This window comes from Pseudodonghicola sp., from assembly GCF_048268305.1.
Classification (GTDB): Bacteria; Pseudomonadota; Alphaproteobacteria; order Rhodobacterales; family Rhodobacteraceae; genus Pseudodonghicola.
Map to the genome: position 1 here is coordinate 37,682 of NZ_JBLWVT010000001.1, position 13,825 is coordinate 51,506.

Annotated in this window: 13 protein-coding genes; 11 read left to right on the top strand and 2 right to left on the bottom strand. The window is 63.5% G+C overall.

Annotation, left to right across the window (positions count from 1 at the left end; translation table 11 throughout):
- Window positions 1–180 precede the first annotated feature (180 nt).
- From ACN0V4_RS00185 to ACN0V4_RS00235, 11 genes are all read left to right on the top strand, one after another.
- Entirely contained in the window at window positions 181–1,662 is a 1,482-nt protein-coding gene (locus ACN0V4_RS00185) for an ABC transporter substrate-binding protein (protein ID WP_417672466.1), read from the top strand.
- Between the two features lie 58 nt (window positions 1,663–1,720).
- Entirely contained in the window at window positions 1,721–2,668 is a 948-nt protein-coding gene (locus ACN0V4_RS00190) for an ABC transporter permease (RefSeq protein WP_417672468.1), read from the top strand.
- A complete protein-coding gene (locus tag ACN0V4_RS00195; protein ID WP_417672469.1) occupies window positions 2,665–3,483 on the top strand; it encodes an ABC transporter permease in 819 nt (272 codons plus the stop codon). The genes ACN0V4_RS00190 and ACN0V4_RS00195 overlap by 4 nt, the downstream gene beginning before the upstream one ends.
- Complete coding sequence (locus ACN0V4_RS00200; RefSeq protein ID WP_417672471.1) at window positions 3,480–4,436, top strand: ABC transporter ATP-binding protein; 957 nt, start codon at window positions 3,480–3,482, stop codon at window positions 4,434–4,436. Before ACN0V4_RS00195 ends, ACN0V4_RS00200 begins: the two co-directional genes overlap by 4 nt.
- On the top strand, window positions 4,433–5,230 hold the full coding sequence (locus tag ACN0V4_RS00205) for an ATP-binding cassette domain-containing protein (RefSeq protein WP_417672473.1): 798 nt from the start codon (window positions 4,433–4,435) through the stop codon (window positions 5,228–5,230). The genes ACN0V4_RS00200 and ACN0V4_RS00205 overlap by 4 nt, the downstream gene beginning before the upstream one ends.
- Entirely contained in the window at window positions 5,227–6,039 is an 813-nt protein-coding gene (locus tag ACN0V4_RS00210; RefSeq protein ID WP_417672475.1) for a metallophosphoesterase family protein, read from the top strand. The genes ACN0V4_RS00205 and ACN0V4_RS00210 overlap by 4 nt, the downstream gene beginning before the upstream one ends.
- Window positions 6,040–6,385: 346 nt before the next feature.
- Complete coding sequence (locus tag ACN0V4_RS00215; RefSeq protein ID WP_417672477.1) at window positions 6,386–6,718, top strand: hypothetical protein; 333 nt, start codon at window positions 6,386–6,388, stop codon at window positions 6,716–6,718.
- Between the two features lie 294 nt (window positions 6,719–7,012).
- On the top strand, window positions 7,013–7,987 hold the full coding sequence (locus tag ACN0V4_RS00220; RefSeq protein ID WP_417672478.1) for a response regulator: 975 nt from the start codon (window positions 7,013–7,015) through the stop codon (window positions 7,985–7,987).
- Between the two features lie 290 nt (window positions 7,988–8,277).
- Window positions 8,278–8,622: an Hpt domain-containing protein gene (locus ACN0V4_RS00225; RefSeq protein ID WP_417672480.1), complete on the top strand. Its 345-nt coding sequence runs from the start codon at window positions 8,278–8,280 to the stop codon at window positions 8,620–8,622.
- Entirely contained in the window at window positions 8,612–11,911 is a 3,300-nt protein-coding gene (locus tag ACN0V4_RS00230) for a PhnD/SsuA/transferrin family substrate-binding protein (protein WP_417672482.1), read from the top strand. The genes ACN0V4_RS00225 and ACN0V4_RS00230 overlap by 11 nt, the downstream gene beginning before the upstream one ends.
- Before the next feature lie 50 nt (window positions 11,912–11,961).
- Window positions 11,962–12,348: a response regulator gene (locus ACN0V4_RS00235; protein WP_417672484.1), complete on the top strand. Its 387-nt coding sequence runs from the start codon at window positions 11,962–11,964 to the stop codon at window positions 12,346–12,348.
- On the opposite strand, the gene ACN0V4_RS00240 is transcribed toward ACN0V4_RS00235, so the two are convergent.
- On the bottom strand, window positions 12,349–12,783 hold the full coding sequence (locus ACN0V4_RS00240) for a hypothetical protein (protein ID WP_417672486.1): 435 nt from the start codon (window positions 12,781–12,783) through the stop codon (window positions 12,349–12,351).
- Window positions 12,784–12,787: 4 nt separating this feature from the next.
- Entirely contained in the window at window positions 12,788–13,657 is an 870-nt protein-coding gene (gene motA, locus ACN0V4_RS00245; protein WP_417672488.1) for a flagellar motor stator protein MotA, read from the bottom strand.
- Between the last annotated feature and the right edge of the window lie 168 nt (window positions 13,658–13,825).

The window sequence follows — 13,825 nt, forward strand, 5'->3', positions numbered from 1 at the left end:
ACAAAGCTTAACGGCTCGAATTATCAAGGAATCAAAGGGGGGTCTTTCATCCGCTGTACCGACCAGGCCGCGCTTGGCCTGCCAGATCACGCCCATTGCCCCCCGGTGCCCCGGAGACTGTCATAATCCGGTAACAGCCCGAGCCTATTCAGCCGCCAATCTCTGCTAACGAGGAACACCATGACCAAGTTTCGCACCACTGTCCTGACGGCGATCGTGTCGTCCATCGCGTTGGCCTCGCCGCTGCTCGCCGCCGGCACCGTCCGGATCGGCACCCAGCAGGAACCGACCGTTCTGGACCCGACCAGCGATGCGACCGCCTCCATTTCCGGGATGCTGGCGCATAACGTCTATGAGGCGCTGACCACCGTCGACGAAAGCGGCGTGGTTCTGCCCAATCTGGCGACAAGCTGGACCATTTCGGACGACGGGCTGACCTATACCTTCACCCTGGTCGAAGGCGCCAAGTTCCACGATGGCACCACCTTTGACGCGGAGGATGTGAAATTCAGCTTCGACCGCGCCATGGCCGAAGGGTCGGTGAACCCGACCAAGAAGATTTTCGAGCCGATCGAAAGCATCACCGTGATCGACCCGAAGACCATCGAGATGAAGCTGAAGCGCAAGGATGCCTTCTTCCTGTTCAACATTGCGCAGGGCGCCGCCTCGATCGTCGGGCCCGAAAGCGTGGCTGACGATGTCACCAAGCCGGTCGGCACCGGTCCCTTCGCCTTCGACAGCTGGACCCGCGGCGATCGCCTGGTGCTGAAGAAATACGCCGACTATCGCGATGCCGCCAACGTGTCGCTGGACAAGGTCGAGTTCCGCTTCATCTCGGACCCGGCCGCCGCCACCGCCGCGCTGATGGCCGAGGAGCTGGATGCCTTCCCGACCTTCCCGGCGCCCGAGCTGCTGGATCAGTTCGAGGCCGATCCGCGCTTCAAGGTCGTCGTCGGCTCGACCGAGGGTGAGGTGATCCTGGCCCTCAACAACTCGAAACCGCCGTTCAATGACCTGAAGGCGCGCCGGGGCGTGTCCTATGCCATCGACCGCAACGAGATCATCGAAGGCGCGATGTATGGCCGCGCCGTGCCGATCGGCTCGTTCTACCCGCCGCACGGACCCGCCTATGTCGATCTGACCGGCATGTATCCGCATGATGCTGCCAAGGCGAAGGAACTGTTCACCGAATCCGGTCTGGAAGGTGGCGAAGTGACCCTGCGGGTGCCGCCCTTCCCCTATGCCACCCGTTCGGCCGAGATCATTCAGGCCGAAATGGCCAAGGCCGGCGTGAAGGTGAATGTCGAGAATGTCGAATGGGGCTTCTGGATCGACGAGGTCTATAAGAAGAAGAACTATGACATGACCATCATCGCCCATACCTCGCCCAACGACCTGAGCAATTTCGCCATGGGGCCGAACTATTTCTATGGCTACCATTCGGACGAATACGACGCGCTGTGGAACGCCATCAAGACCGAGAGCGATCCGGCCAAGCGGCACGAGCTGGAGAAGCAGGCGCAGGTCTTCATCGCCGAGAACGCAATCCATGGCTTCCTGTTCCAGCTGCCGAAGCTGGGGGTCTATCGTCAGAATGTCGATGGTTTCTGGGCCTCGTCGCCGGTGCTGTTCCAGCCGCTGGCCGGCGTGACCGTCCAGTAAGCCCAGCAACAGAAAGCTGTGCCGGGGGTTCCTGCCCCCGGCATTTTGGCGTTTCCGCATGCAAGTTTTCCTCCTCAGACGAACACTGGGATTCCTGGCCACGATCCTCGCGATCTCGGTCATCGTCTTCCTGGTGATGAACGTGCTGCCCGGCGATCCGTCGGTCACCATTCTCGGCATCGATTCCACCGAAGACGCCCGCGCCGCCCTGCGCGCGCAGCTCGGGCTCGATGATCCGCTCTGGCAACGCTATCTCCACTGGATATGGGGCGCGCTGCACGGCGATTTCGGCACCAGCTATTTCTTCCGCGTGCCGGTGGGCGAACTGATCGTGGAGCGTCTGCCTCTGACGTTGTCGCTGGCGGCCTTCGGCACCCTGGCGACGGTGGTCCTGGGCATCGTTCTGGGCGTGATCGCGGCGGCCAACCACGGCCGCGCCGGCGACTGGATCATCATGCTGCTCAGCCAGCTTGGCATCGCCATCCCGGCCTTCTGGCTGTCGATGCTCCTGGTGCTGCTCTTCGCGGTCAAGCTGCGCTGGCTGCCGCCCGGCGGCTTTCCCGGCTGGGACGAGCCGGTCGCGGCGCTCAGATCGCTGATCCTGCCGACCACGGCATTGGCGCTGGTGCAATCGGCGGTGCTGGCGCGGGTGACGCGGTCTTCGGCGCTGGAGGTCATGCGGCTTGATTTCGTGCGCACCGCGCGGGCCACCGGCATGACCCGGGGCCGCATCCTTGGCCGGCATATCCTGCCCAATGCGCTGGTGCCGATCGTCACCATCGTCGGCATGCAGGTCGCCGCCGTGGTGACCGGGACCATCGTGATCGAAAACGTCTTTTATCTGCCCGGGCTCGGCCGGCTGGTGTTCCAGTCGATCTCGAACCGGGATCTCTTCACCGTGCAGGCATTGGTGGTGCTGTTCGCCGCCATCGTGGTCACGGCGAACTTTCTGGTCGATATCGCCTATGTTCTGATCGACCCGCGGCTGAAAGGACGGCTGTCATGACCCGCGCGATCAACCTTCGGATCGGGGCGGTTCTGGTGGTGGCTCTGACCGCGGCGGCACTGTTGTCCCTGGTCTGGACGCCCTATGACTATACCGTGCTGAGCGTCACCCAGAAGTTCCGCCCGCCCTCGGCCGACCATTGGCTGGGCACCGATCAGCTTGGTCGCGACGTGGTCAGCCTGCTGATGGCGGCCTCGGTCAATTCGCTGGCGGTGGCCTTCATCTCGGTCGGCATCGGCGGCAGCATCGGCACCGCGCTGGGGCTGACCGCCTCGGCCTTCGGTGGCTGGGTGGAATCCGCGATCATGCGGATTGCCGACCTGGGCTTCGCCTTTCCGGCGCTGCTGTTCGCGATCATGCTGGCTGCGGCCTTCGGTCCGTCGCTGTCGAACGCGATCCTGGCGATCGCCTTCATCAACGTGCCGATCTTCACCCGGGTGGCGCGCGGCGCCGCGAACCAGATCTGGACGCGGGATTACGTGCTTGCCGGTCGCGCCGCGGGCGCGAGCCAGTTCAGCCTGACCATCGACCACGTGCTGCCGAACATCTCGGCCACGCTGATCGTGCAGGCGACGATCGAATTCGCCGTTGCCATCCTGGCCGAGGCGGCGCTGAGCTATCTGGGCCTTGGCGCGCAGCCGCCGATGCCCTCATGGGGCCGGATGCTGAACGAGGCGCAGACGCTGATGTATCTGGCGCCGCAACTGGCGATCTATCCGGGGCTCTGCATCATCGCCGCCGTGCTGGGCTTCGGCCTGCTGGGCGATGGGCTCAGGGATATCTCCGATCCCCGACTGGCGAGGGCGCGCACATGATCGAGGCGGAAAACATCTCGGTCCGCTTTGGCGAGGCCGAGGCGCTGCGGCGGGTGTCGCTGAGCCTGCGTCCGGGCGAACGGCTGGGTCTGGTCGGCGAAAGCGGGTCGGGCAAGTCGATGCTGGGGCTAGCGCTGATGGGCATGCTGCCCGAGGCGGCGCAGATGACCGGCCGGCTGACGATCGACGGCCATGACCTGTCCGGCGCCTCCGACCGCGACTGGCGCGAGATGCGCGCGCGCAAGGTGGCGATGATCTTTCAGGAACCGATGATGGCGCTGAACCCGCTGCGGCGGGTGGGCGATACGGTGATGGAACCGCTGCGGCTGCATCTGGGCTTGAGCAAGTCCGACGCCCGCCGCCGGGCGCTGGAGCTGTTTGAGGAGACCGGCATTCAGGATCCGGAAGAGAAGCTGCGGCAATACCCGCATGAACTTTCCGGCGGCCAGCGGCAGCGGGTGCTGATTGCGCTGGCCCTGGCCTGCGATCCGGGCATCCTGATCGCGGATGAGCCGACCACCGCGCTCGACGCGCATGTGGCGCTGAGGATCACCGATCTGCTGACCCGGCTGGCCCGGGATCGCGGCATGGTGCTGGTCTTCATCAGCCACGATCTGGCCGCCGTCGCCCGCACCGCCGAGACGGTGGCGGTGATGTACGGCGGCGAGATCGTCGAGAAGGGGCCGGTGGCGCAGGTGCTGTCCGATCCGCAGCATCCCTATACCAAGGGCTTGCTGCATGCCCGCCCGACCATCACCGGGGGCGAGCTGCGCAAGCGGCTGCCGATGATCCCGGGCAATGTGCCGGCGCTGGCCGATCTGCCGCATGGCTGCCGCTTCTCCGGCCGTTGTTCGGTGGAACTGCCGAAATGCGCGGATACCCGTCCGGCCCTGCATGGGATCGGCGGCGCGCGCACCTGCGCCTGTCATCATGTGCCGGAGGTGGTGGAATGAGCGTTCTGCTGGACATTCAGGGCGTCACCCGCCGCTATCCCCGCCCGCGCAAGCAGCTCTTTCATCACGAGGAGCCTCTGGTCGCGGTCGATAACGTCTCGGTCCAGATCACCCAGGGCCGCACCCTGGGGATCGTCGGCGAAAGCGGATCGGGCAAGTCGACCCTGGCGCGGATGGTGATGGCCTTCGAGGCGCCGGACGAGGGCGAGGTGCTGTTCGAGGGCAGGAACATCCACGCGCTGAACAAGCGCGAGCTGCAGGCGCTGCGGCCAGAGTTCCAGATGATCTTTCAGGATCCTTTCGGATCGCTCGATCCGCGCCGCTCGGTCGGCTGGTCGGTGGCGCAGCCGTTGCGCGCCGCCGGCATGAAGCCCGATCAGGCATTGATCCTGAAGACGCTGGAGCAAGTGGGGCTCAGGGCGGCGGATATCGACCGTTTTCCGCATGAGTTCTCCGGCGGGCAGCGCCAGCGGATCGCCATTGCGCGGGCCATTGTCACCAAGCCCAAGTTGCTGGTCGCGGACGAGGCGGTCTCGGCGCTCGACGTCTCGGTGCGGGCGCAAATCCTGAACCTGCTGATGGATCTGCAAGACGAGATGGGGCTTGGCATTCTCTTCATCAGCCATGATCTCGCCGTGGTCTCCAGCCTCTGCGACGATCTGCTGGTGCTCCGGAACGGGGTGGTGGTCGAACAGGGGCTGGCGGCGGATATCCTGAACAACCCGGGGCATGACTATACCCATACCTTGCTGACGGCGGCGAAACTGGAACTGGAAGGGGGCAAGGCACTGTGACCCGTTTTCTTCATCTGACCGACATCCACCTGACCGCGCCGGAGGCCGAGGATCCGCATCAATACGCCGATACGGTGACGGTGCTGGCGCGGATGGTCGAGATCGCCAATGGCATCTCTCCGCGCCCCGATTTCATCGTCGCCTCGGGCGATCTGACCAATATCGGCGATGAGTCGTCCTATCGTCTGCTGCGGCAGATGATGGCGCCGCTCGACATGCCGGTGCTCTATGCGCTTGGCAATCACGACCGGCGCGAGGGGTTCTTTGCGGTCTTTCCCGATCACGCGGCGGGGCCGGAGGGGACGGTCGACCATGACGCGGTGATCGGCGAGGTGCATATTGTCATTCTCGACAGCCTGCAGCCCGGTCAGGTCAGCGGTGGGCTGAGCCCGGCGCAACTGGCCCATGCCGAGGAGATGCTGGCGCGCCATCCCGACCTGCCGAAGCTGGTGGCGATCCACCACCCGCCGCGGATTGATCCCGCATCGCCCTATGCCTGGGAGACGCTGAACGACGAAACCACGGCGCGACTGGGTGATCTGCTGGCCGGCCGCAACGTTCTGGCGGTGTTGGCGGGGCATATCCACACCAACCGCGTCACCCTCTGGCGTGGCATTCCGGTGGTGACCAGCATCGGCCAGCAATCCGGCGTCGACGAGACGCTGGAAACTGGCATGACCATCCTTGAGGACGGCGGCTTCGCGATCTGCGATCTGTTGCCGGAGGGGCTGCAGGTGACCTTTTCGTCCTTGGCGGATCGCGCGGTGATCAAGGCGCTGCCGGACAGCTTGCTGCGCGGGTTTGCCTGACGGCCCGCGCCGGCACGTCGGGGGGCAGGGGGGGCCGGGTCCGACCGCTGAGAATATGCATGCCGTCGACTAGTTTTGCCGGCTGAGCGATACCCTTTGCGGCCGCCGCGGAGAGGGGCGCTTAAATTTTGGGCGGAATCTGTTTTGTTAACAATTGTAGGTTTTGCGCGGCATCGTCGGGACGCGTGGCGCCGTTGCGGCTTTTCGCCGAGTGGGGCGATTCTGTCCGAGAGAAGCAACTGTTGGCACCTCCCGGTCGGGGGTCACCCAAGGGTAGAGCGATTTCCGACTTGGGTTTTCCCGGCCACCGCCGTAGCTTGGCCGCGATGCGAAGGGAGGGCCGGACATGCCCGATGAGACAGCCTGTCGAACGGCGGGAATTTCCGCACTGACGGCGGCATTTCTGGTCGTGGCGGTGACCGCGACGGCCCAACCCCTCCAGCCGCCGGCGGCGCTGGGTGCCAGCCCCTTGCCAGATCAGGTGGAAACGCGATTCTGCTATTTCTCGGGCCTTGCCTATTCGCCGGGGTCACTGGTCACGGTAGAGGTGCCGGTGCGCCGCGACGTGGTGACCGATCGGCCGCACAAGGCGTTGCGTTGTGTGTCGGATAACAGCTCTCAGGGGCGGTTCTACTGGCGCGAACTCGACCCTGACGAGGGGGATCCCTTCCGCAACTAAGGCGTGTATGCGCGGCCGGTCCCCTTCTGCGCGTGCTGCGGCAGGGGAGGAGGTTCGGGCGCGGGCGGCCCCGAATCAGTCAAGGTCGGCGCTAAAATCAAAGCGTCGCAACTGATCCCAAACTCGGTCAAATTTGCGCCATATTTCTCCCCCCTAATGCAACCTAGAGAGTAGAGCAGAGCCATCCCGTGCGGTCGAATCGGACCGTCAGGGTGACAACAGGAAAATCGGCGCAGAAGTGCCCGACCGAGACGTAACTGTCGAAAAAAACCGGCAGAACGACTGGAGAGCAAAATGAAGATCCTCGCTGTCGACGATGACGAACTGATCCGGGAACTGCTGTTCGCGACGCTGGAGGCGCATGGTTACGATGACGTCGTCCTGGCGGAGAGCGGCGAAGATGCCTTGCGCAAGATCGCAATTGCCGGAACCCCATTCGACGTTTTCATGTTCGATATCCAGATGCCGGGCATGGATGGAATCGAACTGACCCAACGGGTGCGGGAGATGGACATTTATCGGAAGTCGCCGGTGGTCATGATCACCGCGATGAACCAGAAAGATTATATCGACCGCGCCTTCCTGGCGGGGGCCACCGACTATGTCACCAAGCCCTTCGACACGACCGAGCTGATGACCCGAATCCGCCTGGCCGACCGGCTGCAATCCGAGATGCGCCGCGCCGCCATGGCGACGGCTGCCATCGCCCGGCCTGAAAAGCAGAAAGGCTCCTTCGCCCAGCCGATCGCCATTGAGGAGATCAAGGGCTATGTCTCGCACGGGGTTCTGCAGAACTACGTGATGATCATGAAGGAACAGAAGCAATTCTCGATCGGTGCCTTCGCGATCCGCGTGCCTGAGCTGGAATATGTCCATACCGGTTCCTCGCCGGAGGAATTCGCCTATGTCGTCACCGATGTCGCCGAGGTGATCTCGGATGTGCTGGTCGGCAGTCAGGCCTTTGTCACCTATATCGGCAGCGGCATCTTCCTGTGTGTCGGGCCGAAGCGGTCACTGCCGCAGATCGAAACCATGCAGGATCAGTTGGTCAGCATGCTGAACGATCCCGATCTGGTTTATTGCGAAGACGTCGCCACCAGCTTTTCGGTTCAGATCGGTGCCGTTGCCGCCCCCAAGCTGCTGGAGCGTCGCGACGATTTGCGATTTCTCGAACGGGCTGTTGAAAACCTGAAGCAATGCCAGACCACGGAAAGGCTGGGACGTCCCGAGCGTGCCGCCGGGAGCTTTCTCGCCGCGCATGCAGCATGAGCTTCCGGGCTGAGATCGGAAGCGACGGGACGAGGGGGCGCCGCGGCGCCCCTTTGTTGTCCACGGCAAGTCGACTCCCAACATTTGGTGCCACATCGTGTCCAATCCGCACCAGTGGGGTCATAATCGTTAACAAATTCTTGATTTCTTATACCAGCTTTAAACTCAAAAAGATTATCTACTCTGTGCAGTTGAAGATCTTTGCGATTGTGAAAGTTACAGAAACAGTGGGCGTGCGGCGCGCGCCAAAAGCTGGGCGAACGGGTTGGTAGGGTCAAATGGTTCAAGGGTTGGACGCTGTTAAGGCGGCGCAGCTTGACGCCGGGTTGGCGCGCATAAGAGGGCGCTTCATCGCGTCTCTTTCTGATCGGATCGATGGATTTTACGAACTGCTCGGCGGTTTGAAGGATAGTGACCGCTGGCAAGATGTCACAGGGGAATTGCGCGGGACTGCGCATAAGTTGCACGGAATCTGCGGGGCGGTCGGTTTTCCCGACATCGGGTCGACGGCCGCGCGGCTGGAGGCAAGGATTGACGATCTGGCGGAGACGCCGGAGGAGGCCGATCGGGTCGAAATCCGGGATTTGCTGAATCAGTTGCTCGACGTTATGGAGCAGAGCTTGGATGCGGAGTGACGCGGGAAAGCGAACCCGAAGACGCTGCCGAGGCCGCCCTCTATGGGGTCTGGCGTCTGTCCTGATCTGCGCCATCTGGTTGCTTGTCGGCACCCAGGCGCAGGCTCAGGCGGTCCCGCAAACGACAACTCCCTTCCGCATCGGTGTCCTGTCGACCGAAGGCGCGACCCGCACGCTTGAAGCCTGGGGACCGATGGCGGCGTTTCTGAACGAGGCCGCTCGACGGCAGGATCTGCCATATCGCTTCAGCATCGAGCCGCATACGCTGGCCTCGCTTTCCGATGCGGTGGAAAAGCACAAGATCGAATTCGCCCTGACCGATCCGGCCTCTTATGTGGCGGCCGAGGTCGAAGACGGCGCGCGGGCGCTGCTGTCGGTCGCCAAGCAGTGGCAGGGGCGCACCTATGACATGACCGGCGCGCTGATCTTCACCCGGGCCGACAGTCCGGTGCGCAATCTTCGCCAGCTTGAAGGCAAGCGGGTGATGGCGGTGGAGCCGAACGATTTCGGCGGCTGGTGGCTGGCGGCGCAGGAATTCCGCAAGCGCCGGATGGATCCCGAACGGGCGCTGTCCGAATTGGTCTTTTCCGGCGGCAACCAGCGCGAGGTTGTCTATGCGGTGCAATCGGGGCTGGTCGACGCCGGGGTGGTCCGTGCCGGTCTGCTCGAGGATCTGGCGGCGCAGGGGGCCATCGACCTGACTGATTTCGCCCCGATTTCGGCGGCCCCGGCCAAGGATTACCCATTCTGGGTTTCGACCCCGCTCTATCCCGAGTGGATGCTGTCGGCCTTGCCGGACGTGCCGGAACCGGTGCTGGCGATGGTCATCAACACGCTTCTGACCATGGGCTTCGACAGCCCCGAGGCGCAGGCCGCCGGCGGCATGATCTGGCAGGCGCCGCAGAACTATCAATCGGTTCATGATCTGCTGATCTCGCTCCGGGTGCGGCCCTACGAGAATTACCTGCTGCAGGCGGCGAACCGGATTTTCCGGACGTATCGCGCCCCGATCCTCGGCGGGATCATCCTGATCTTGCTGTCGTTGCTGTTCCTGGCCTATGAGCTGCGCCGCAATATCCAGTTGGCCGAACAGCGCCGCAACGTGCTGCAGTCCGAGGCGCGGTCGAAAGCCTTCTATCGCAGCGCCATCGAGGAACATACGGTGTTCTGCATGCTGACCCAGGACGGCAGCATCTCGCATGTCAACGACCGCTTCTGCGCCATCGCGGATCAGAACCGTCAGCGCCTAATCGAACGCAAACTGGGCGATCTGCTGTCAGAGGCCGACCGTGGCGTCCTGATGGGGGATATCATGGCGGCGATGCGGGCCGGTGCCCCCTGGAATGGGGCGCTGAAGCTGGTGAAAGAGGATGGAACCGCCGCCTTCGTGCAATGTACCTGCATCCCGGTGACCGGCAGCGACGACAAGCTGAGCGAGATTGCGGTTGTCGCCACCGATGTGACCAAGACCCGCAAGGGCATTTCCGAGGAGCGCTTCAACGACACGCTGGAACTGATCGAAGATCAGGTCATCGTGTTGCGGCCGAAGACGCTGGAGGTGCTCTATTGCAACAAGGCTGCCGTTCAGCATCTGGTCCGCGACCGCCTGTCCGGTCGTTCGGATGGCAAGTGGCAGGGGCGGCGGGTGGCCGATTTCATCAGCTCCGGCGACCTGCGCGCGTTGGAGCTGCGTCGCGATGCATTGGCCGAAGGACCGCAGCGCCGCATCACCTGGGAGGTGACCGCCAAATCGGGCACGCCCTATGAAATCAGCCTGGAATATGTCGAGCCGGATCAGGGTGAACCGCGGCTGATTGCGATCTATCGCGACATCACCCAGCGCAAGGTGGCGGAGAAGGCCAAGAACGAATTCATCTCGACCGTCAGCCACGAGCTGCGCACGCCGCTCACCTCGATGAAAGGGGCGCTGGGACTGGCGCTGTCGGGCTCGATCGGCGACATGTCCGATCCGGTCAAGAAGATGGTCTCGATGGCCAGCAGCAACTGCGACCGGCTGGTGATGCTGATCAACGACATCCTTGATCTGGAGAAGATCGAGGCCGGCAAGATGGACTTCAAGATGGAGCCGTTGAACCTGGCCGACCTGATCGACTCGGCGATCGAGGCGAACAAATTCTATGCCGACAAATATGGTGTCACCCTGCGCGCGGATATCGACGCGGCAGAGGGCGATCTGATCACCCTGGGCGACCGCAACCGGCTGATGCAGGTCATGGACAACCTGTTGTCGAACGCGTCGAAATTTTCGTCCAAAGGCTCCGAGATCGTGGTGAGGCTGCATCCTTATCAGGGCGCGCTCAGGCTGTCCGTGCGTGATTATGGGGCGGGCATCCCGCAGGCGGCCCAGCCGACCATTTTCGAGAAATTCACTCAGGCCGACAGTTCCGATACCCGTTCCAAGGGCGGTACCGGTCTGGGGTTGTCGATCGCCAAACTGATCGTCGAGGAGCACAAGGGCAATATCTTCTTCGTCAGCGAGGAAGGGGTGGGGACCGAGTTCTTTGTCGATCTGCCGCGGTTGACCGGCGAGATACTGGCGCCCGTCACCGCAATCCCTCTGGTCGCCGGTGGCGCCGGGGATGAGGAGGCACGCCAACGGGCCCTGGTCGCGCTGGAGGCCGAGGAGAACGCTTTTCGCCGCCTGATCGTGCTGCTGCGCAAGGGGGGTGCCAAGGTCGAATTCGAATCCGGCCGGGTGACCGCGAGCCAGGTGGTGAAAGGGGTCGGTGTTCTGGGCCAATCCTCGGCGCTGATGTGGCTGAACGAACAGGGCCGCGCCCTGCTTGCCGCGCTTTGCGAGAAGGAACTGCTGGAAAATCGCCCGGTCTCGGTGATCGAGGCGAGCGCCTCTGGCAAGCCCGGCGTCGAATTGGTGCTGCGTCCCGAGGGACAGGCCGAGATGCTGGCCGACTGGCTCGAGGGGCTGCATGGGGATCAGGTGCTGCGCGTGCTGCAGGTCGAGGGCGCTGCCGGCGCGCTGCCGGCGCGCGATGGGGTGCTGATCGCTCGGGTGGCCAATATGGGGCAGGCGCAGAACCTGGCTGCCGAGGATCGTTTCGATCTGATGATGTTCAGCGATCTCATCGGCGAAACCTGGGTCACCGTGCTGCTGCCGCTGCGCGCCGGGCGGCTGCCGTCTGATCTGCCCATCACCGTGGTTGCGGCCCGGGGCGTTTCGCCAGAGCTGAGCCGCGGCATCGTCTCGAAGTTCTCCCGTCCTGCGGAATCCGTGCGCGGCAGGGCGCGGCGTTGGGCGGCCGGGTCGTGAAATGATTACCCCGGGGGTCACGGCGCCGGTTGCGAGAAAGGGAGTGCACTTTGTCTGAGCTTACCAAAATCCTGCATGTCGAGGACGAGGCGGATATCCGCGAGATCGCCCAGATGGCGCTGGAGCTGATCGGCGGGCTCGACGTCTGTCTGGTGGGCAGCGGTGCGGCGGCGCTCGAGGCGCTGGACAGCTTCCAGCCGCAACTGGTCCTGACCGATGTGCAGATGCCCGGGATGACCGGCCCCGAGACCCTGGCCGCGATCCGCGCCCGCCCGGGCTATGCCGAGATGCCGGGGATCTACATGACCGCCAAGATCATGGAATCCGAGCGCGAGGCGCTGCTTGGCCCGCGGGATATCGGGGTGATCGCCAAGCCCTTCGACCCGATGACGCTGGCCAGCGATATTCGCGCGCTGTGGCAGGCGGCCGGGCTCTGATCAGCCCTCGCGGGATTGCCTGAGATAGACATTGCGGGCGATCTCTTCGGTGGCGGCGGCCTCTTGCCGGCCTTCGTGCGCCTTCTGGGCGTCGCGGGCCCGGTCCAGGACTGTGTCGTTGACCTTGGCTTCGCGAAAGCTTTCCAAAAGCTCAGCCTCGATCGTCTCGGCCTCGGTGTCGAGGCGCCGAAGCTCTGCCTTCAGCCAGCTGCGGCGGGTCTGCGCGGCGCGCAGGAAGCTGGCGAGATAGCTGGCGGTTTCCGGCGTGGTGACGCGGCCTTCGCGGTCGACCTGGGCATCCAATGCCTCGATCTGCGCCTGAACGCGGGCCTGTTCGGCGCGCAGCGCCGTCATCCGGGCAGCGTGGCCGTCGATTTCATGCTGCCGGATCCGCCCGATCAGCTTCAGGGCCGCGATCCGGCGCCGTTCGGGCATCGGCTCAGGCGGCCTCGGCCATATCCTGGCGCGCCTCTTCCATCTCATAGAAGTTCGGTTGCAGCTTGGTCGGAATGTTGCCGCGGCCGATTTCGACGCAGATGGTGGGCGAATGGTTGTGCAGGATGGCGATGAAGATGTCGCGGATCACGGAATAAAAGGCGCCGTCCTGCTCTTCGATGGTGGTCAGCCGGTTGGAGACCGGGGCGACGAAGAGATAGGCCAGAAACACGCCCAGAAAGGTGCCGACCAGGGCGCCGCCGATCATCTCGCCCAGCACCGCCGGCGGCTTGTCGATCGACCCCATGGTCTTGATCACCCCGAGCACGGCGGCGACGATGCCGATCGCCGGCAGCGCGTCGGCCACCGTGGTCAGCCCGTGCGCAGCCGCAAGGGATTCGTGGTGATGTTTCTTCAGCTTCTTGTTGATCACGTCCTCGGTCTGGAACGGGTCGTCGAACTGCAGCGCCAGCATGCGGAAGCTGTCGGTGATCAGGTCGATGGCGAAATGGTCTTTCTGCAGCTTGGGGAAGCGCGAGAAGATCGCGCTCTCCTGCGGGTTCTCGATATGCTCGTCCAGCGCCAGGATGCCGTCGCGCTGATACATCTTGGTCAGCGTGTACATCAGGTTGAGAAGGTCGATGTAATCCTTCTCTTTCCACTTCGGTCCCTTGAAGGTCTTCAGTACGGATTTGAAGGTGCCGAGGATTTCGCCAAAGGAATTCGCGGCAATGAACGACCCCAGCGCCGCGCCGCCGATCATCATGCCTTCGAAGGGGATCGCGTGCACGATCACAGCCATCTCGCCGCCGGAGAGGACGAAGCCCCCGAAGACAAGCGCGATGACGATGATGAAACCGATGATGATGGTCATGTCACGATAGGGTCCAATGGGCCGCCCCGTGGGCGCGGGTGGCTGGGCTGCATCTGTTTCCGGTCAGTATACGTGGATTAGACAAGAATAAAATAAAAATCTCCTTTATTCACCTGGGGTGGCGGGGGATTTGCAAGGATAATTGACAACTAATTCAGGCATGGTACA

What these genes read in the sequence shown, in the direction of transcription:
- ACN0V4_RS00200 (WP_417672471.1), top strand. Translation starts at nt 3,480, where the DNA reads ATGATCGAGGCGGAAAACATCTCGGTCCGCTTTGGCGAGGCCGAGGCG.
- ACN0V4_RS00205 (WP_417672473.1), top strand. Translation starts at nt 4,433, where the DNA reads ATGAGCGTTCTGCTGGACATTCAGGGCGTCACCCGCCGCTATCCCCGC.
- ACN0V4_RS00195 (WP_417672469.1), top strand. Translation starts at nt 2,665, where the DNA reads ATGACCCGCGCGATCAACCTTCGGATCGGGGCGGTTCTGGTGGTGGCT.
- ACN0V4_RS00215 (WP_417672477.1), top strand. Translation starts at nt 6,386, where the DNA reads ATGCCCGATGAGACAGCCTGTCGAACGGCGGGAATTTCCGCACTGACG.
- ACN0V4_RS00230 (WP_417672482.1), top strand. Translation starts at nt 8,612, where the DNA reads ATGCGGAGTGACGCGGGAAAGCGAACCCGAAGACGCTGCCGAGGCCGC.
- ACN0V4_RS00185 (WP_417672466.1), top strand. Translation starts at nt 181, where the DNA reads ATGACCAAGTTTCGCACCACTGTCCTGACGGCGATCGTGTCGTCCATC.
- ACN0V4_RS00190 (WP_417672468.1), top strand. Translation starts at nt 1,721, where the DNA reads ATGCAAGTTTTCCTCCTCAGACGAACACTGGGATTCCTGGCCACGATC.
- ACN0V4_RS00220 (WP_417672478.1), top strand. Translation starts at nt 7,013, where the DNA reads ATGAAGATCCTCGCTGTCGACGATGACGAACTGATCCGGGAACTGCTG.
- motA (WP_417672488.1), bottom strand. Translation starts at nt 13,657, where the DNA reads ATGACCATCATCATCGGTTTCATCATCGTCATCGCGCTTGTCTTCGGG.
- ACN0V4_RS00240 (WP_417672486.1), bottom strand. Translation starts at nt 12,783, where the DNA reads ATGCCCGAACGGCGCCGGATCGCGGCCCTGAAGCTGATCGGGCGGATC.